Annotated in this window: 16 protein-coding genes; 8 read left to right on the top strand and 8 right to left on the bottom strand. The window is 50.9% G+C overall.

Features of this window, described 5'->3' with window-relative positions; translation table 11 throughout:
• Positions 1–26: 26 nt before the first annotated feature.
• Positions 27–473 (bottom strand): MaoC family dehydratase, encoded by a 447-nt coding sequence (locus PsAD37_RS06600; RefSeq protein WP_057464057.1) that lies wholly within the window; start codon positions 471–473, stop codon positions 27–29.
• A gap of 281 nt (positions 474–754) precedes the next feature.
• Between PsAD37_RS06600 and PsAD37_RS06605 the strand changes: the two genes are divergently transcribed.
• Complete coding sequence (locus tag PsAD37_RS06605) at positions 755–1138, top strand: response regulator (protein WP_057464072.1); 384 nt, start codon at positions 755–757, stop codon at positions 1136–1138.
• Positions 1139–1312: 174 nt separating this feature from the next.
• Positions 1313–1987 (top strand): protein phosphatase CheZ, encoded by a 675-nt coding sequence (locus tag PsAD37_RS06610; RefSeq protein WP_063295474.1) that lies wholly within the window; start codon positions 1313–1315, stop codon positions 1985–1987.
• Positions 1988–2081: 94 nt separating this feature from the next.
• On the opposite strand, the gene PsAD37_RS06615 is transcribed toward PsAD37_RS06610, so the two are convergent.
• Complete coding sequence (locus tag PsAD37_RS06615) at positions 2082–2936, bottom strand: TIGR01459 family HAD-type hydrolase (protein WP_063295475.1); 855 nt, start codon at positions 2934–2936, stop codon at positions 2082–2084.
• Between the two features lie 202 nt (positions 2937–3138).
• Between PsAD37_RS06615 and mutL the strand changes: the two genes are divergently transcribed.
• On the top strand, positions 3139–5094 hold the full coding sequence (gene mutL / locus PsAD37_RS06620; protein WP_063295476.1) for a DNA mismatch repair endonuclease MutL: 1956 nt from the start codon (positions 3139–3141) through the stop codon (positions 5092–5094).
• Between the two features lie 99 nt (positions 5095–5193).
• On the opposite strand, the gene PsAD37_RS06625 is transcribed toward mutL, so the two are convergent.
• From PsAD37_RS06625 to PsAD37_RS06635, 3 genes are all read right to left on the bottom strand, one after another.
• A complete protein-coding gene (locus PsAD37_RS06625) occupies positions 5194–6495 on the bottom strand; it encodes a porin (protein ID WP_063295477.1) in 1302 nt (433 codons plus the stop codon).
• An 823-nt stretch (positions 6496–7318) separates the two neighbouring features.
• Complete coding sequence (gene rsmD / locus PsAD37_RS06630) at positions 7319–7879, bottom strand: 16S rRNA (guanine(966)-N(2))-methyltransferase RsmD (protein WP_063295478.1); 561 nt, start codon at positions 7877–7879, stop codon at positions 7319–7321.
• The gene (locus PsAD37_RS06635; RefSeq protein WP_084407675.1) at positions 7876–10137 is read right to left on the bottom strand and encodes a pseudouridine synthase; all 2262 of its coding nucleotides are present in this window, start codon (positions 10135–10137) and stop codon (positions 7876–7878) included. Before PsAD37_RS06635 ends, rsmD begins: the two co-directional genes overlap by 4 nt.
• A 509-nt stretch (positions 10138–10646) precedes the next feature.
• Between PsAD37_RS06635 and PsAD37_RS06640 the strand changes: the two genes are divergently transcribed.
• Complete coding sequence (locus PsAD37_RS06640; protein ID WP_063295479.1) at positions 10647–11078, top strand: nucleoside deaminase; 432 nt, start codon at positions 10647–10649, stop codon at positions 11076–11078.
• Between the two features lie 65 nt (positions 11079–11143).
• Entirely contained in the window at positions 11144–12565 is a 1422-nt protein-coding gene (locus tag PsAD37_RS06645; RefSeq protein ID WP_063295480.1) for a tetratricopeptide repeat protein, read from the top strand.
• A gap of 22 nt (positions 12566–12587) precedes the next feature.
• On the opposite strand, the gene PsAD37_RS06650 is transcribed toward PsAD37_RS06645, so the two are convergent.
• A complete protein-coding gene (locus PsAD37_RS06650; RefSeq protein ID WP_063295481.1) occupies positions 12588–13478 on the bottom strand; it encodes a DMT family transporter in 891 nt (296 codons plus the stop codon).
• Positions 13479–13686: 208 nt separating this feature from the next.
• Here PsAD37_RS06650 and PsAD37_RS06655 point away from each other — a divergent pair, with 208 nt between their 5' ends.
• Together PsAD37_RS06655 and PsAD37_RS06660 are read left to right on the top strand one after the other, a co-directional pair.
• The gene (locus PsAD37_RS06655; protein ID WP_153039682.1) at positions 13687–14436 is read left to right on the top strand and encodes an AraC family transcriptional regulator; all 750 of its coding nucleotides are present in this window, start codon (positions 13687–13689) and stop codon (positions 14434–14436) included.
• A gap of 172 nt (positions 14437–14608) precedes the next feature.
• On the top strand, positions 14609–15718 hold the full coding sequence (locus tag PsAD37_RS06660) for a PLP-dependent cysteine synthase family protein (RefSeq protein WP_153039683.1): 1110 nt from the start codon (positions 14609–14611) through the stop codon (positions 15716–15718).
• An 88-nt stretch (positions 15719–15806) separates the two neighbouring features.
• On the opposite strand, the gene PsAD37_RS06665 is transcribed toward PsAD37_RS06660, so the two are convergent.
• Together PsAD37_RS06665 and PsAD37_RS06670 are read right to left on the bottom strand one after the other, a co-directional pair.
• On the bottom strand, positions 15807–16127 hold the full coding sequence (locus tag PsAD37_RS06665) for a VOC family protein (protein ID WP_208991738.1): 321 nt from the start codon (positions 16125–16127) through the stop codon (positions 15807–15809).
• Positions 16128–16800: 673 nt separating this feature from the next.
• Positions 16801–17193 (bottom strand): DUF302 domain-containing protein, encoded by a 393-nt coding sequence (locus tag PsAD37_RS06670; RefSeq protein ID WP_063295483.1) that lies wholly within the window; start codon positions 17191–17193, stop codon positions 16801–16803.
• 511 nt (positions 17194–17704) lie between these two features.
• Here PsAD37_RS06670 and PsAD37_RS06675 point away from each other — a divergent pair.
• Positions 17705–18133, top strand: coding sequence for a Fur family transcriptional regulator (locus PsAD37_RS06675; protein ID WP_063295484.1), 429 nt, complete (start codon positions 17705–17707; stop codon positions 18131–18133).
• The last annotated feature ends 68 nt before the right edge of the window (positions 18134–18201 follow it).

Genomic DNA, 18201 nt, shown 5'->3' on the forward strand with positions numbered 1-18201 from the left:
TTTAAGTTCTGTGCAGGAATTTCAGCTTAGAGCGGAATATCCATGTCCGCACGGGCAGGGACTTTGACCATCGCTTCCCCCTCCAAAACCACTTTGCCTTCGACCAAACATTGGCAATCCAACCTAGCGCGATTGCCCTTGTCGATCAGCTCTGCGACGCTCACGCGCACCTCAATATCGTCGCCGATATACACAGGCGCGCGAAAATTTAAAGATTGAGACAAATAAATTGCACCTGGGCCCGGTAATCGCGTTCCAAGTACGGCTGAGATAAGGCTCGCGGTGTAAAGACCGTGCGCAATACGAGTTTTGAAAGGGGTCTTTGCTGCAAAATGCTCCGACAAATGGATTGGGTTTCTGTCACCGGAAACCTCCGCAAATCCTACAATGTCCTGGGAGCTGACGTGCTTTACAAAAACTTCGGTCATGCCGACGGAAAGGTCTTCATAGGCAAGCGGGCGGAGGCTGAGCATAGTGTTTCCTCGGATTAACCACAGGCAAAATTGCCGGTAAAACGCGCAGAAAAGCTAGTAAGCAGACCTCTAAAAAACAATTAGGCTTTTAGCATTATTGAAATCGTATTGGATAAATTAACCTAACTATAACGTAGGGCGGTTAATTTCGCGAAGTTGAATTGGTGGGGACCCCTTTTAATTTGGAAGGACACCTGCGTCCAGTGTGACCGAACAATGTCGTGGTCGCCGTGAGTATAGCAGAGAGGCAACGACAGCCTCTTGAGAATATGGAGTTGTACATGGCCCTTGATCTTCAGATGCCAATTTTGGTTGTCGATGATTATAAGACCATGATTCGAATCATTCGGAACTTGTTGAAGCAACTTGGCTTTGCGGACATCGATGATGCGGCTGATGGCACTGAGGCCTACGAGAAAATGAAGCAGCGCCGTTACGGCCTGGTGATCTCGGATTGGAACATGGAACCTATGACTGGCTATGAACTGCTCAAGCAGGTCAGGCAGGATGCTGCTCTGAGTAAGACGCCATTCATTATGGTGACGGCTGAGTCTAAAACGGAAAACGTGATCGCTGCTAAAAAGGCAGGGGTTAACAACTACATCGTTAAGCCGTTTAATGCGCAAACTCTTAAAGGCAAAATCGAAGCGGTTTTCGCTGAGTAAATTGTTTGCGCACAACTGAAGAATAGGGGCTGGGGTGAGGACGCGATAACGGTAGCGCCCCAACCCTTCTGTGCACCCAACTGACCGGTTACAAGGTCGGGTAGAGCTCCGACCCAGCAGGCGATTTTGCCTGCTGGAGGAGACGTTCCCTACACAGGCAAAGGGAAGAGTGTTTTGACCAAAATTGATATTCAGCAACTCATCGATTTTCTGGAAGAAAGCCGTGAGAAGTCTAGCGAAGTCACACTAACTGATGTGATGGACCTTGCAGAGGTTATGACAGGTTCAATGGGGGATATCATTGAACACATCCAACCTGCAGTGACCATGGAACTGGCAGAAATCGGCGCGGAAATTGCGCGGATGAAAGCCGAGATCAGTAAGCTTCGTGTCGCAGATATGAGAGATAATCATATCCCTGATGCTGGCCGAGAGCTGGATGCTATTGTTTCTTCAACAGAGGAAGCAACACATTCAATCATGGAAGCAGCTGAAGCCATCATGGCAGCTGATCCTGAGGATGCCCAAGCCTATCAAGACACTGTCAACAATCAGGTTATGGAGATTTTTCAGGCCTGCGCGTTTCAGGATATTACCGGACAACGCATCTCTAAAGTTGTCAGCACCCTGAATACGATTGATGAGCGTGTTTCCAACTTCGTTGAACGTTTACGCCTTGAGCAAGAAGCGCAGGGTGAACAGGGCGGCGAAGAAACTGACGAAGAACGCCGCAAGCGTGAGTTGATCCTCCATGGCCCGCAGCACAAGGGTGAAGGTGTCTCTCAGGATGAGATTGATGCCATGCTCGGTGATGTGCAGCAGGACGATATCGACAAGCTGTTCGCCTGAATTTACTTGCGATCAGTTTGTCAGTGGGCGCCGCCCACCAACAAGAAATTCAAAAGCAGTTTGTTGACCTGAAATGATGCAAACTGCTTTAGTCTTACCAGCTCAGGCGTCCCATGAAATCGTGCGCATGCAGACCTTCTGCCTTAAGCATGCTTAAGACAGCCTCAGCATCCCCTGCCAGATCAGCTGCATGAATACCTTCTGTCAAAAATAGCGCGGGGATACCTTGGGCATTCGCACCTTTGATATCAGTCGGTAAACCGTCACCAATTGCCAGAATCTCAGTTTTTTCAAGCGCTCTGCCTGCGTGTACATTCAGTTCTGCCCGCGCCATGTCGTAGATCGGATGAAAAGGCTTTCCCGTAATGATGACGCGGCCACCCATCTCTTCATAAAGCTTTGCGAGTGCGCCTCCGCACCAGACCAACTTGTCGCCTTGTTCAGCAACAATGTCTGGATTAGCGCAAATGAGCGGAAGATCCAGCTTCAATAACTCTTCAAAATGAGAGCGGTAATCCTCTGGCTCTTCCACGCGTCTGTCATTCAAACCTGAACAGACGATAATGTCCGCAGCATTTGGCTCCACAAAGTCAAAACTCGCACCGTGAAACAGGCTATGATTCTTTTTAGGGCCAATGTGGTAGACCTTCGCATGATCTATGGTGCGCAGATCAGCCTGAACAACATCACCTGACGAGACAATCGAGTTATAACAGGTTTGTGGAACACCCAAACTGCGAAGATGCTCTTCAATCTCATGGGATGGGCGCGGTGCGTTGGTAATCAGAACGACAGGCTTGCCACAACGCGCCTTATAGGTCTCAAGTGCGTCAATTGCTGCCGGAAATGCGCTCACTCCATTATGTAAAACACCCCAGACATCACATAGAATGCCGTTGAATTGATCTGCAATCTGGCTGAGGCCAGTGATGGGGGATTGCTGCTTCATATGATGTTCTCTTGGAGGAAACTTGGATACGCTCTTGAAAAAAGAGTAGAGTTGAGCCAAATCCTCATAGCCTGAGCAGGTGGCGACGACAAGTAGATATAATCACTGCTCATCTCGCATTGATATTGAGCGCAAATCTCTGTCACAAATATGATTTGGATACGCCATGTATATGCGGAACAACCTTTGAGACGGAGCGGTTATGGCGGTAAGACAACTTAGCGATACGACAATTAACAGAATTGCCGCTGGTGAAGTGATCGAGCGGCCTGCAAGTGTCGTCAAAGAGCTGGTTGAAAACGCAGTTGATGCTGGTGCTACGCGCATCGAGATCGTCACTGCGACCGGTGGCAAAAGCCTGCTGCGCATTACAGACAATGGTGCAGGCATGACGAAGGGAGACCTTCAACTCGCCGTTCGCCGCCATTGCACATCCAAACTGCCTGAAGATGATCTCATGGACATCCGGACCATGGGTTTTCGCGGAGAAGCGCTGCCATCCATTGGCGCAATCTCACGTTTGGAAATAACCACACGCCATGCCTCGGAACCTCACGCCTGGAAAATCGAAGTTGAAGGCGGTCAGGACAATGATATTGAGCCAGCTGCATTAAACTCCGGAACGCGCGTCGAAGTAAAAGATATCTTCTTCTCCGTACCCGCGCGTCTGAAGTTCCTAAAGTCTGACCGTGCTGAAGCAACAGCGATCACAGAAATCATCAAGCGGATCGCTCTTGCAAATCCAACAGTGAGATTCTCACTCTCTGGATCAGATCGCCGGCAACTGGAACTGCCAGCTTGTACCGGAGATGACGCAGATCTCGCCCGGATCGGACAAATACTCGGTGCAGAGTTTACAAAGAACGCTATGGAGATTGAGGCGCTGAGGGAAGGGATACATCTGTACGGATATGCAGGCCTGCCGACCTTCCACCGCGCCAACTCACAGCACCAGTTTTTCTTCGTAAATGGCCGTCCGGTAAGAGATAAATTGCTTTTAGGCTCCCTGAAAGCAGCATACTCAGACGTGCTATCTCGTGATCGCCACCCGATTGTAGTGCTCAACATCGATCTTGACCCTCACCAAGTAGACGTAAACGTACATCCGGCAAAGGCAGACGTACGCTTCCGAGATGGTCAGCTGGTTCGTGGACTGATGATCGGTGCTCTGAAGAATGCCTTCGTTCAGTCAGGTTTTAGAGCATCCACTGCAAACACCCAGTCTGCAATTAACGCCATTCGCCCAATGGGACAAAGCGCAGGCTTCAATGTTCATTCAGGCGCATCTATGCATACGCCGCAAGGCAATAGAGAAGCCCCTCAAAACTACTCATGGCAACAATCGTCCTATCGACCGGAAGAGAGTACTGCAGGTGTGTGGAGTGCTGCAGATATTCCGGAAGTTGGATCCAGCGAAATGCAGTTGGGTCTTATGGAAGCCAATGCACTTTATTCAGCACCAATGGATCAGTCGCAGTTGCCAGAGAACGAGCAGGGCACACAGGCCTATCAACTGGTCGACGCGCCATCCGCAGACTCACGAGCCCATGGACATCAGTTACTGGAAGACCGAGAAAATTTCCCGCTTGGAGCTGCCAGGGCGCAAATCCACGAAACTTACATCGTGTCGCAAACTAAAGACGGGTTGGTCATCGTAGACCAGCACGCAGCCCACGAACGTCTTGTCTATGAACAACTAAAAGAGGACTTGTCGAAACGCGATGTGTCTCGGCAGATGCTCCTTATCCCGGAAATTGTCGATCTCCCTGAAGAGGATGTCGCACGACTAGAAGAGCGTGCGTCAGAGCTTGAAGAAGTTGGCCTTGTTCTGGAGCGCTTCGGTCCGGGGGCAATTGCAGTGCGAGAAACCCCATCCATGCTAAAACGCCTTAATATCAAAGCGCTTGTGCAGGATCTTGCCGACGATTTTGCGGAGTTCGACAGCTCAACCCGCATCAGAGTGAAGCTGGATCTGGTTGCCGCAACAATGGCATGTCACGGATCAATCAGAGCAGGGCGGAGAATGCGACCTGAAGAGATGGACAATCTGCTTCGCGATATGGAAGCAACGCCAAAATCTGGGCAATGCAATCACGGCAGACCAACATGGATCGAGCTGAAGCTCTCCGATATTGAGCGCTTGTTTGGTCGTCACTAGTTTTTACGACAAAAACCAGAAGAGGCGGATCAATGATCCGCCTCTTCCAGTTCGTATTCTCGATTACACTAGGCAATCGATGGGTTCTGACATGTGGCCTCAGAAGTCCCGTTGAACACGGAGCAGGATTGAGATGATATCTTGTTGGCCGATTGGGCGAGTTGGGTTACCATTGTTGATTGTGTTATCTGGATAAAGATCACCCAAACCTAGGTTACGATACGCAACTTCAGTGCCGATTTCGAAGCCGCTCACTGGTGTCCAACCAATCTTACCAACTACATCCCATTGATTTTGATTCCAGAGCTGATTTGGACGAACGTTGGCGAAAGAGGCTTGAATGGCCGCATTCCACTCAGGAGAAAAATCAGCTTGGAAGCCCCATGCAATAGACCAAGCGGTTGAAATCCCGTCTTCGCCATCTGTAAGTGAGGTTGCATCCCAGACTACGTTCTGCCAGTCGCTGTTAACGTAGCCTAAGGCACCTTGAGCAAAAGTTGCTTGGACGACGCCTTGGAAGCCAGAAAGATAGCTTGTAAACCATGGAATGTTGAATTCAATACCGCCACCGACGGCCCAACCAAGCTTTCCAGATGGATAAGATTCAAGATAACGGATCTCTGTCAAAGCACCCATAATCTGTGCGGAACCCCAACCCTGATCAAGTCGGATGTTAGCAACAAGGTCAGGGAAGCGCATGCCACCGTAGCCTTGGTTAAATCCGGTGGAGTCAAGATATTCACCGGTAAAGAGGTTCTGCTGGCGAGCTGTTCTGTCTTCCACAGACCAGCTGGTGGACAAGCCGTTACCCAGATCGAAGGTATAACCAGCAAGCCAGAGGTTTTGGTCAGAGTACGCAACGGTGGTGATCGCACCGTAGGCATAACCGGTCCAGAAGTCATAGAAGGACTGTGCACGACCGATGGTCATACCGCCAAACTGTACGAACGCATAATCAAGCGTCATAACAGTGTTGTCCTGTTCAACCCCAAAAGAGCCGACTGGATTGTTCACGTTAGGAACAGAGCTGTCATCCTGAATAAAGCCAGGTGTGTCGACTGTTCCGAACAAATCAATGTAAGCACGAAGCAAGCCGTATTCTGTTTGAGTTCGGGCGTCCATGCGGAGGTAGCCACGTGCACGAGTGGATGTTGAATTTCTTGTCCGCTCAGACCAGTCGCTTGGGGCCGCCCCAAAGTTGTTGAAACGGTATTCTGCACGAACACGACCGCGAATTCTCAAACAGGTATCAGTGCCTGGAATATAAAAATATCCAGTACCGTAGGCGTCACAAATCTGGACGTATTCTACGGGCTCCGGTGCAACGGGAAGATCGGCTGCAAGGACCGGAGTGGCACTCATCATAAGCGCTGCTGCGGCGCTAGTTGTAAAATGGCGCATAATTCGACTCCTAAATCGGGTAGAAACCCACTCCTCAAACAAGGTTTATTGACAAAACTACTTAAGGCGGCCCAAATGCTGCCTAAGCAAAACTAATTTTATTGTTGTGTACGCGAATTCCCTGCAGCAATTGATGCCAGCACATGCTTGTTGATGCAATAATAACTCTAAGAATAACCTAGAGTTATCAAGCTAATCGAAACCGCTGTTTCATTCCTGCAACGCTTTTATCCCAAACTAGGTAGATGTATCAAATACAATTCAGGGGTGCTTCTAATTGAATTAAACCATTGTTATTATTCGTTAAAAAATCATTACGCAGATTTGCGAGCCCTTTTCCTATGCAAGCTGCGTCATTCGAATCATAGACACAAATGGGGTCCGTATCAGGGAGGTGTAACGCTCCATGATAAGTATAGTGATAGTATTTACAGGTATTCGAATTTTGCGTTGTTTTGGGAGAATTTGCGTTCTTTTGAGGACTGACGCGCCGCTATGCGAACTGTGAACCTCAATCCCGCAAATCTCTGTTTTTCAGGAGGCGGAGGGCCAATGCATCCTCTAGCCCACCCACACCGGACCAGATCCTCAGCCACAATATAGTGTCATCACCTCAGAACGTCGGACAGCAACGATCTGTTTCAATCAATTCGGCTGAAGACCCCATGCTCCCCTCTGCTCACAGTCCTCGTCCACCTGCGCCATTTCACACATCACGGCGGTCCTCTATCCAGCGCACAGAGGGGAGGGCAACAAAAAAGGCCTTCCCGAAACCACATCGGAAAGGCCTTCTTCTACCCTTTATATATACGGTCGCTCTGGGCTACACGCCGAGATACCTGAGAATGAGGATCTGACTGTCGCCCGCATGGCGTACATCCAGCCCTTCAAACCCGTCAGGGATCACTGGAGAAACGCTCGCATCTTCTTCCCAGATGCAAAGGGCGCCTTTATTAAGCCAGCCGCCAGCCACGGCACTGGACAGAGCCTTCTCGCCGAGTTCAAAGCGGTAAGGTGGATCCAGAAATACCAGGTCGAACGGAGCAATGGTTCCCGCTTCCCCTAAAGATGTCGCATCGCGTCGTAAGATCTTTGTGGCGCCCATCAGTCCAGTGGTCTCCACATTCCGGCGGATCAGACCACGCGGCTCAACAGCCTCTTCAACAAAGACGCAGTACTTGCCGCCACGGCTCATCGCTTCCAGACCAAGAGCGCCGGTCCCTGCAAACAGGTCCAGAACGCGTGCGTCCTGAACCGGGTTGTCATAGGAGTGAGCGAGCACATTAAAAATGGTCTCTCTCATCCGGTCACTGGTAGGCCGTGTGTTTTGTGTCTTGGGCGTAGCGAGAGCAGTTCCCCGAAAGCGTCCAGCAACAATTCTCACGATTTTCTGCCGCCTTTGTTTCCACGAGACGCACCAGAGCGATCACCACCTGGGCGACCACCACGTGCTTTATCGCCGCCAAAGCTCTTGCCGCCGCCACGTGGGCCTTTGCTGAAGCTTGGCTTGCCGCCGTCACGACCACCTTCACGAGGGCCCTTGCTAAAGCTTGGCTTGCCGCCATCACGACCACCTTCACGAGGGCCCTTGCTAAAGCTTGGCTTGCCGCCATCACGGCCACCTTCACGAGGGCCTTTGCTGAAGCTTGGCTTACCGCCATCACGGCCACCTTCACGAGGGCCTTTGCTGAAGCTTGGCTTGCCGCCATCACGGCCACCTTCACGAGGGCCTTTGCTAAAGCTCGGCTTACCGCCATCACGGCCACCTTCGCGAGGACCTTTGCTGAAGCTCGGCTTACCGCCATCACGGCCACCTTCGCGAGGGCCTTTGCTGAAGCCGCGCTTTTCGCCATCACGGCCACCTTCGCGAGGGCCTTTGCTAAAGCCACGCTTGTCGCCATCGCGACCACCATCGCGACCGCCTTCGCGCTTATCGCCACGTGGTCCCTTATTGAAACCACCACGCTTTTCATCAGAAGGCGCATCATCGCGGGAGCGACGGTTGGAGAAGCGGCGCTCACCTGGTGTTGGACCGGTATCGCCAGAATAACGCGCATTGTCTGCAGGGTTAAAGTCACCACCGCGACCACCGTCACGTTTTGGAGCATCTGCCTCAGCTGAACGTTTTGTGCCGCCATGAGCCAGATCGAAGTCACCGCGCTTGGTGCGGGTGCCAAAACGACGCTCTTCCGGCTTACGCTTCGCAGCGGTTCTGCCTTCGTCCTCATCAAAGCTTGGAGTGTATGTATCTACGCTGCCGTCTGCGCTGAACACGCGGCGCGGCTTGATGTAACCACCACGCTCGTTGCTGCCAAAGCGGGAAGGTCCAGCCTGACGGTCACGATCACCGAATGATTTGCGGTCGCCGCGGTCACGATCACCGAATGATTTGCGGTCGCCGCGGTCACGATCACCAAATGGCTTGCGATCGCCACGGTCACGATCACCGAATGACTTGCGTTCACCACGATCACGATCGCCGAATGGCTTACGATCACCGCGATCACGGTCGCCAAAGGATTTACGCTCACCACGGTCTTCAGAAGGCTTGCGGTCACCAAAGGTTGGTTTCACACCAACGCGCTTACGGTCACCAAACGGGTTCTGTTCAGAGCGTTCACCACCACTATCTTTCTGGTCGCTGCCATGGCGCAGTGGCTTGCTCTTGTTCTTAGCAAGAACAGCAGCAGCATCTTTTGCGCTGATCCAGCCACCACCGGCACCACCGGAAGATTTCTTTCTCTTCTTCAGTTCGGCTTGTTTGCTGGTCCGGGTATCCATCTGGTTGACGATAGGGGCGTCAAAGTCCAGGTCAGCTTCAGTAACAAGGCGTTCGCCCAGCTGGTCTTGAAGCACACGGCCACGGATTTCCTGCAGTTCACTGTCACCAAGGTCGCCCAGCTGGAACGGACCAAAGGAAATGCGGATCAGGCGGTTCACGGAAAGGTCAAGATGCTCAAGAATCCGCTTAACTTCGCGGTTCTTGCCTTCACGCAGGCCAATGGTCAGCCAAACGTTGTCGCCTTTTTCAGTGTCCAGTGTCGCTTCAATAGCGCCATAAAGAACACCGTCAATGGCAACACCGTCTTTCAGGGCATCCAGCTGCTCTTGAGTCACCTTGCCGTAGGCGCGCACGCGGTAGCGGCGCAGCCAGCCAGTTGCAGGCAATTCAATCACGCGGGAAAGGCCACCATCATTGGTCAGCAGCAGCAAACCTTCGGTGTTGATGTCCAGGCGGCCAACAGTCACAACGCGTGGCATGTCAGCAGGCAGGATGTCAAAAACAGTTTTACGACCCTCAGGGTCTTTATTCGTGGTTACCGTGCCACGTGGTTTGTGGAACAGCCAGAGGCGCGTCCGCTCACGGGTTGGCAGAGGTTTGCCATCAACGACAACCTTGTCTTTTTGGGTAACGGTAAAAGCTGGTGTTTCCAGCACGGTGCCGTTGACGCTGACACGGCCAGCTTCAATCCATGTTTCTGCATCACGGCGAGAGCACAGACCAGCACGTGCCATTGCCTTGGCAATACGTTCGCCTGCAACGGTGACTGTCTGATTTGGTTTTTTGTCGCCGGAGGATTTTTTGGTCTGCTCGCCAGATTTGCGGGGGGAGCTAGATGGTTTTTTACCGCTGTTTTTCATTGGCTCTTGCCCGGCGAACCGGGGCCTTTAACTTTCTACACTCTGATCAGATACACTGGATGAGCTCGCATAGGCGTCACCGCCTTGGCTGCCCAGCAGTCTGCCAGATGCCACACAATATTCGAATGTCGTTAGAGCGCGTTCCGTTTGATTGCATAGAACCAGACGATAAGAATTCACTCATAAAAAGAAAACGGAGCGCGACGCGTGGATGCATTCAAAACGCGGGCGTGCTCTATCCCGGTCATAACCTAAGAGGCGCCAGTTGGCAAAGGGGCAAAAGCAGACTCTCGATTTTTTTTCTGATTTTGTTGGCTCAGACTCACCTGACACTTTCATAAATGATGACAGCTTGAGTGATCAGAACATTTGCACGTCGCATAGGTCTAGCTCTTGTTAAACTGCTTTATCTCTTGTTTTTGCGTGTCTTTATCCAAAACCTGCTTCCACTTTTTAGCAATAAGCACTAGCTTGGCCCCATGAAGACGCCCACATTGAACTCTACTTTTATGGATCTGGCATTGGAGGAAGCGCGCGCAGCAGAAATGCGCGGCGAAGTCCCCATTGGCTGTGTTGTTGTAAAAGATGGAAGTGTCTTATCCTCTGCGGGCAACTGCACATTGGAGCTGAATGACCCCACCGCCCACGCAGAAGTGCTTGCCATTCGCGAAGCCGGAAAGCAGCTCAGCTCCCAGCGGTTGGAAGGTTGCGACCTCTACGTCACGCTGGAACCATGTCCAATGTGCGCCGCTGCCATCTCTTTCGCCCGCATCCGCAGGCTCTATTATGGGGCAGGGGATGCCAAAGGCGGCGGCGTAGACCACGGCGTCCGCTTCTACTCCTCCCCAACCTGCCACCACACCCCCGACGTCTACTCCGGCCTGGCCGAAACAGATTCAGCCGCAATGCTCAAAACGTTCTTTCAAGGGAAGCGGGGTTGAGTGAAGACTACCCATGAACTGAGATATGTTCTGAACCATTACTGGAAGCTTAGAGAATTTGAATTATGCATTTCCGTTACCTAAAAATCACAATGCAGGCGTGGCTCTTTTCCCTTGTATGCCTCCATTCTTCTTTCGTTTTTGCGCACGATTTTGAAGCTACGCTGGCATTGGCAAGGGGGGGGGATGTTGGTGCCCAAGTAGAGCTTGCCGGGATGTATGTACATGGGCGCGAAGTGCAAAAGGACTATGCTAAGGCGCTGAAATGGTTTCGTCTGGCAGAAGAACAGGGAAATGCAGAAGCACAATTTGGTTTAGGCGTAATGTATGAATATGGCTATGGAGTTTCACAAAATTTCGTGAGAGCTATTGAATGGTATCGTTTAGCAGCGATCTCCGGGAACTCTTATGCGCGATACAACTTGGGACTTTTGTACTACCAAGGGCAAGGTGCTTTGAAGGATTTGAAGGCTGCAAGAGAGTGGTGGCTCAAGGCAGCGGAGCAGGGCAATTCCCGTGCACAGTACGATCTTGGATTGCTGTTCGATTACGGTAGGGGCGTCCGTGAAGATAAGGTAGAAGCAGCAAAATGGTACCGCCGAGCGGCTGATAACGGACATCCAGACGCTCAAGCACGGCTTGGCTGGATGTATGTAGATGGCCGAGCAATGCAGAAGGACTATGCTAAGGCGCTGAAGTGGCTTCATCTAGCTGCAGATCAGGGAAATGCAGATGCTCAACTACGGCTAGGCATTATGTACTACAAGGGGAAAGGTGTACCGCAAAGTTCTGTCGAAGCAGCAAAGTGGCACCGCAGAGCCGCCGATAACGGACATCCAGAAGCCCAATTTTTACTTGGTAGTATGTACCACAGAGGCAAGGGGGTACAACAAAGTTTTACTGAAGCACTAAAATGGTTGCGCCTTGCTGTTGCACAGGGCAACGCAAATGCTCAGTTTGTTCTGGGACTAAACTATCTATCTGGCGACGGTGTACCAACAGACTATTCTGAAGCAATGAACTTGTTTCGTCTCTCAGCAGATCAGGGATATGTAGATGCACAGTATTACCTTGGACTACTGTATGATGCAGGCGACGGTGTGCCTAAGGACCACTTTAAAGCAGTTGGATGGTACCTTCTTGCCGCTAATCAGGGTCACGACCAAGCACTATTCAATTTGGGAAGCTTATTTTCAAAAGGAGATGGAGTCCCTCAAAGTGAGGCAGTCGCAAAAATACTATTGTCTCTTGCGGCGAAGTGGGGCAACGAAAAGGCACAAAATAATCTGGGCACGATGTACGCTAGAGGTGAGGGCGGTCGACAGGACTTCAAGCGGGCATACGTTTGGCTCTCAATTGCGGCATCTGGTGGAGACGATGTGGCTGTGCAAAATATGAACAAAATTGAGCAACACCTTTCATTGCAGGAACGTAACGAAGCGAAGCAGGAAGCTTCGGAGTTCCTCGCCAAGATGAAAAATCAGTGAGGCTTCTGCCTCACTATAACTCCTAAGTCGTCCTCTTCGCCGCGATCAAAGACCCTCCTGCAATCGCCAGCGCTGCGATTACGATGTTAGCGGCAAGGGTGCCTTCTCCAAACGCGATCAGCAGAAGCGTCGAGATTAAGGGCGCGCCATAAGCGAGGACGCCGAGCAGCTGCACGTTGCCGTGCTTCACGCCAAAGTCCCACGTGTAAAAGGCAATGCCCACGGGCCCCAGACCCAAACCAATCACGGCGATGATTTGTGTAAGATCCTGAGGGACAGCTGTGGTCTCCCAGAGGAAATGCGCGAGCCAGCCAAACACGGCAGTTAAAGCACAATAGCCGATCACCGCATCGGAAGAGGTGGTCTTGATCAGTCGGCTCAAAACAGAATAGCTGGACCAGATCAACGCACAACCCGCCGCCGCCACATAGCCAACAACGTACTCCCACTGCAGATTGCCTGCTGAACTGTCCCAGCCAAGCAAAACCCAATACCCAGCAAGAGCGACAAGAGCGCCGCCAACATGCCACCTTGTAATGGTTTCTCCCGGCAACAGGGCAGAGAACAATACAATGAGCAGCGGCCAGATGTAGGCAATCAGTCCGGCCTCAACAGCAGGCGCATTCTGCAAAGCAACAAAGTACAGCGCATGGAACCCAAACAATCCGCCAACACCAAGCAACCAGCCGGACAGAGGCAGCTTGAAGGCAGAACGCACATTAGCCTTTCCCGTCAACAGCTTGCCGGAGAGTGTGAGTGTCGCTACCGTAAACGTCATGGCCAGCAACTGGAACGGCGGAAACTGATCATCGGTCAGCTTGGTCAGCACAGCAAGCGTGCCCCATAAAACAATGGAGATACTCCCGACAGAGGTCGCAGCGCTGACCTTGCCAGCTGATTGGTTCTGTAACATTTAAAATTCCGCTTGAAGACTGAGGCCATCACATCGCTGGAGGTTCCAACGAAACCGACCAGATCCTGCCTCATTTCCTGCATATTAGAATTAGGCAAAACAGGAAATAGATTTTCTTTTTGAGATTTTCGAAAGACCGCGGTATCCCTGAGCAAGCAGTCCTCTTAAACAAGCTTTTGGACCAAGAGTGGAGATCTGGAACGAAGTCATGCCCTATCAAGCTGTCATCCGTGAATATGACCGGCTGGAACTCGGACACCACCACGCATTCGCGCAGGCTGTTGTTCCGTTACAGGGCGAAATGCAGATTGAAATTGGCGGCCACTTCAAGCAACTGACAGTCGGCTCCGTCTGCCTCATAGCGCCAGAAACCCTGCATGACAGCGAAACCACCTCCGGCAGCCGCTTCCTGATCATCGATGTTAGCGACAAAGCAGCCATCTCTCAATTCTTCCGGCACGCAAACGACTGCCACCAGGAACTCTCACCACTCGCACTAAAGTACCTCAACTTCGTCGCCTCACTCGCAGACACGTTTGAGGTAGACGCAAACGGCACTGCCTCCATCCTGAACACAGCGCTGGAACTGGCAACAGGCCGGACGACTGACTTCCTCAATCAAAGCACAGTCACAAAGCGATTGCAGAGCGTAAAAGAGCAGCTGCCCACTCACAACAAGATTTCGGATATTGCGAAAGAGGGCGGCTACTCAGTCAGCAGCCTGCAAAAGAAACTCAAAGCCTCCTACGGTAAATCCCCAAAACAACTGCAGCTGGAGATGCGGTTGGACAAAGCGCTCTCATTACTCAGATCATCCGATCAATCCATCGCCGCCATCTCCTTCCAGGTTGGCTACGAGAACGCCTCGTCCTTCACCAATATCTTCAAAAAACACTTCGGCCTGACGCCCTCTGAGTACAGAGCCCAGTACCGTGCTTCCATGATGAGCCACGGCTAAATCCGTGCAGCTGTGAGTTCTTTCTGAAACTCTCTCATTTTCATCAGCGGCTTTACTCTCTGTTTCATACGGCAACGATCAGCCCATGCCATTAGTCGTGCAGCCGATATAATCGGGCAGAAGAGGTGCGTCACAAGCAGGGCACCGTGGTAAAGGTAGATCAGGTGGTTCCATGCTGGAGTTTAACAGCCATACCAATCACAGAAACCCCTCAGGCAGAGCATGGGCGCTGCAGGCGATCCAGAACATTGAGGCGGACTACAATCGCTCGGCTGACACGCACCTGATCAAACTAAACATTCCCAAACTCACAAGGGCAGGGATTGATCTTTACCTGAAAGACGAAAGCACCCACCCAAGCGGAAGTCTCAAACACAGGTTGGCACGCTCGCTCTTCTTATATGGCATCTGCAACGGCTGGATCCGGGAAGGGACACCAATTGTAGAATCCTCTTCAGGCTCAACGGCGATCTCAGAAGCGTATTTTGCACGGCTGATCGGAAATCCTTTCGTCGCAATCGCTCCCAAGGCAACTGCAACAGGCAAGATAAGAGAGATCGAAGCGCTGGGCGGTGAGGTGCATTTGGTTGAGCCCTATCAGATCTATAAGGAAGCGGCGCGACTGGCGAAAGAACTGGGCGGCCATTATGTGGGCCAATTCACCTATGCGGAGCGCGCAACCGATTGGCGCGGTAACAACAATATCGCGCAAAGCCTGTTCTCCCAAATGGAACTGGAACGCTTCCCGGCACCCAAATGGATAGTCATGAGTGCTGGAACAGGCGGGACAACGGCAACCCTTGGTCGATACATCCGGCTCCATACTGAGGACTACTCCAAAACACAGCTCTGTGTGGTGGATCCTGAAAATTCGGTGTTTCATGAGTATTACCGAAACAGAGACAAAAGCATCGTCAGGAACAGACCCTCGCTGATTGAGGGGATCGGCAGACCGAGAGTAGAACCATCCTTCATGCCGGATGTCATAGACAGAATGATCGACATACCAGATGCGGCGAGTATCGCGACAATCAGATGGCTGGAAGGCGTGATCCTGCGCAAGTGCGGCGGCTCAACAGGCACAAACCTGTATGGAGCTCTCGCATTGGCCAAGGAGATGATGGAAAACGACCAGGAAGGCTCCATCGTCACTCTCATCTGCGACAGCGGAGAGCGGTATCTGGACACCCTTTACAATGACGATTGGGTGGCCAGTAAAAATCTGGATCTCTTACCCTACATGCACAAGCTCATCGACTTCGCCGAAATAGACAGCATTTAGCGTGCTTGTCAGGTAGGACAGTCTGTTCCAACTGGTCACAGACTGTGTGGGTCTCGAACCGACGACAATATGGTTGCCGTCTGCACCATCAAGGCAGATCATAGAAACCTAATGCATTGCCAGAAGGATCGGCAAACTCCGAATATGTAACGACCTCTGGTATTTCGACTGCTTCACCAGTGTCGATATTCAACTCAGATCGTACTTTTTGAGCAGCTGCCATCTCCTCCACTAGAAAGCGAAGGATGGTGCCACTTGATTGTGCGTCATCCGCTTCAAAGATTTGAAGCCAAACTCCCGGCGCAACCTTGAACTCCACGATGCCGGGAACTGGTCTGATTACTTCAGTGTCTGGGCCAAGAAAGTTCGTATACCACGCCTCTGCTTCTGCCAAGGAAGGCACAGGCACGCCAATAGTCACCTGTTGAAATGGCTCTGCCGAGACAATACTCGCGAAAGCCAACGAGGCAACACAGACCAATGCGAACCTGCGAGATTATATTTTGCAGCGAATTAAACGACATAATTTTTCCTTTATGACTTAAATATAGTAACTATACTTTATGTACATAAAGCCATTTGTCAACATCACCTCTTTTGGCCCCGGAATATTGAGAGTGTCACGGTCTCAAGCATGTTCCCCTTTTTGGGAAGGAAGAGGGGATGCAATCTTTAGAGATGTCGTGATGGCTGAAAAGTGTAATCCTGCGCAAATGTGGCGGCTCAACAGGTGCAAACCTTTATGGAGCTCTGGCATTGGCCAAAAAGATGATGGAATGCGATCAGGGAGGCTCCGTCCTCATTTGCGACGGAGATGAGCGTCATCTGAACATCCTTTAGGAAGATGATTGGGGGAGATGGTATTGGCATCCTAAACTACAAGCAGGCTTAGTTCGGGTAAGCTGGAGCTGGTTCTTGCCAGTTTGCTTTGGAGAAACACCAGTCGGTTCTGATTGTGTTCGCTATCAGCAATCACTGAGTCAACAAGTACCTATAGGTTCGACGTAGATGGCCATTTTTACATATCCAGGGTCGTTCTACAGACCCTGGAATAGACTGAAGTTTTTGACGTGAAGTCTCGACTATTTGGCAGCCTTTGAGGTCAGCTTCGCCAAAACACCGCGCATTTTCTCGATTACTGGGGACTTATCGACATTATCCAGATCCTTCATTGTTTCTTTCGGATCCTCATAAGCCAACCAGACCTGACCCTCGGAATCTTCATAGACCTGCACTTTGAGTGGTAGGAATAGACCTGCCCGCGGATCGATCTCCATCGCAGGTGTGCCAAGAGCCGGATTACCGAAAATCAGTAACTGGTTCGCTGGAATGGACATGCCAACTTTTTCGGCTCCTGCTGCATGATCAACACGAGCAAATATTGTTGCCCCTGCCTTTTGAGCAGTAGCCTCCAGTGCATCCATAGTCTCTTGCACTGCCTTGTTGGTGTTGACCTTGATAATATCTTGAGCCATGGCGGGATACAAACTTCCAAGTATTAGAGCTGAGGCCAGAAACAAACTACGCAAATCATTATCCTTCTTGTGAAACTAATTCGACGTGGGGGACATAAAGTTAAATGCAACAGAAGCCCAACATAAACTCCAAGCTGAAGAAATAGAGCCTTTCCCCTACCGGAGTTTATTTATTTAACTATGGAAATATTCTGACTACATATAAATTATTTTCACATGATCGTGTTTTGTGACTGGCAGCTACGGGATGAGGCTTTCAGCCACCTAGTAAACTTTATCCGAGTAGCGACATCATCTAAACGAATTGTCTCAGTCCTTGATGGGACCGCCAAGCGAGGGATTATGATCGTTCGTCCCTCGACGCCACCTGCTGTATTTGAAGTTTTGATTTCTAGTTGCGAATGCTTCTTAATTGCAATAAGTTTGTCTCTAGTGAAACTCAGCTCGAAGACTTCGACTGTTGAGGACGGAATAAGCCCGACTTTGCGCACACCATCAAGGAAGGCATCTTATGTCGACAAATACAGCTGCAGATACCTCAATTGACTTACCTACTAAATTTCGAAGTGCTGGATTGCGTTTCACAAAGCAAAGGTGCCTCATTGCAGAGCACTTATTTTCTGGTGGTCATCGGCATATAGACGCTGCCATGCTGTATGCAGAGCTTCTCGCAAACGGCAAGCACCTGTCTCTTGCCACAATCTACAACGCACTACGCGATTTTGAGCAGCATAATCTCATCCGGCGCATTGCAGTCTCAGCAGATAAGGTGTGGTATGACACGGATATTGGCGATCATCGCCATTTCTATGTTCCCACTGAAAATCGCATTATGGATTGCCCTGATCAGAAGCTATCACTCGCAAAGTTTGCCGATCCCCCAGAGGGGTATCAAGTGACGAGCATCGACATAGTTGTACACTTGGCACCCAAAAATTAAAGTTGGTGCTAGCAAACTCCAATGTCAGGCAGTTTCTTTCAAGATGATACCACTCTTCCATCCCACAT

This window comes from Pseudovibrio sp. Ad37 (assembly GCF_001623075.1).
GTDB lineage: Bacteria > Pseudomonadota > Alphaproteobacteria > Rhizobiales > Stappiaceae > Pseudovibrio.

Excerpts from the sequence above, each read along its gene's own strand:
- PsAD37_RS06600 (WP_057464057.1), bottom strand. The coding sequence starts at position 473 with ATGCTCAGCCTCCGCCCGCTTGCCTATGAAGACCTTTCCGTCGGCATG.
- PsAD37_RS06605 (WP_057464072.1), top strand. The coding sequence starts at position 755 with ATGGCCCTTGATCTTCAGATGCCAATTTTGGTTGTCGATGATTATAAG.
- PsAD37_RS06615 (WP_063295475.1), bottom strand. The coding sequence starts at position 2,936 with ATGAAGCAGCAATCCCCCATCACTGGCCTCAGCCAGATTGCAGATCAA.
- mutL (WP_063295476.1), top strand. The coding sequence starts at position 3,139 with ATGGCGGTAAGACAACTTAGCGATACGACAATTAACAGAATTGCCGCT.
- PsAD37_RS06625 (WP_063295477.1), bottom strand. The coding sequence starts at position 6,495 with ATGCGCCATTTTACAACTAGCGCCGCAGCAGCGCTTATGATGAGTGCC.
- PsAD37_RS06635 (WP_084407675.1), bottom strand. The coding sequence starts at position 10,137 with ATGAAAAACAGCGGTAAAAAACCATCTAGCTCCCCCCGCAAATCTGGC.
- PsAD37_RS06640 (WP_063295479.1), top strand. The coding sequence starts at position 10,647 with ATGGATCTGGCATTGGAGGAAGCGCGCGCAGCAGAAATGCGCGGCGAA.
- PsAD37_RS06645 (WP_063295480.1), top strand. The coding sequence starts at position 11,144 with ATGCATTTCCGTTACCTAAAAATCACAATGCAGGCGTGGCTCTTTTCC.
- PsAD37_RS06650 (WP_063295481.1), bottom strand. The coding sequence starts at position 13,478 with ATGTTACAGAACCAATCAGCTGGCAAGGTCAGCGCTGCGACCTCTGTC.
- PsAD37_RS06655 (WP_153039682.1), top strand. The coding sequence starts at position 13,687 with ATGCCCTATCAAGCTGTCATCCGTGAATATGACCGGCTGGAACTCGGA.
- PsAD37_RS06660 (WP_153039683.1), top strand. The coding sequence starts at position 14,609 with ATGCTGGAGTTTAACAGCCATACCAATCACAGAAACCCCTCAGGCAGA.
- PsAD37_RS06670 (WP_063295483.1), bottom strand. The coding sequence starts at position 17,193 with ATGGCTCAAGATATTATCAAGGTCAACACCAACAAGGCAGTGCAAGAG.
- PsAD37_RS06675 (WP_063295484.1), top strand. The coding sequence starts at position 17,705 with ATGTCGACAAATACAGCTGCAGATACCTCAATTGACTTACCTACTAAA.